1 pseudogene is annotated in these 422 nt (G+C 53.8%); it reads left to right on the top strand.

Features of this window, described 5'->3' with window-relative positions:
* Positions 1–422, top strand: a pseudogene (locus MWU84_RS24135) (collagen-like protein); the annotation flags it as partial.

Below are 422 nucleotides of genomic sequence, written 5' to 3'. Positions count from 1 at the left end.
GTAACCGGTGAGAAAGGTGATACTGGAGCAACGGGAGTTCAGGGTCCAATAGGATTAACTGGTGCTGACGGAGCCAAAGGAGATACAGGTGCCAAAGGTGATACTGGAGCTAAAGGAGATACCGGTGCTAAAGGCGACCAGGGAGATACTGGTGCGACCGGAGCCAAGGGTGACCAAGGTGATAAGGGTGACAAAGGTGATACTGGAGCCACTGGCGAAAAAGGTGACAAAGGAGATACAGGTGCCAAGGGAGATCAAGGCGACAAGGGTGAGACTGGTGCTCAAGGCATCCAAGGGGTAACCGGAGCTAAGGGCGACAAAGGTGACAAAGGTGAAAAAGGAGATACTGGAGCGAAAGGCGACCAGGGCGAAAAAGGTGAGACAGGTGCTCAGGGTCCGATAGGACTTACTGGTGCAACCGG

The sequence above is a fragment of the Arenibacter sp. F20364 genome, from assembly GCF_023015905.1.
GTDB lineage: Bacteria > Bacteroidota > Bacteroidia > Flavobacteriales > Flavobacteriaceae > Arenibacter.
This window is presented reverse-complemented; position numbering and strand designations above follow the sequence as displayed.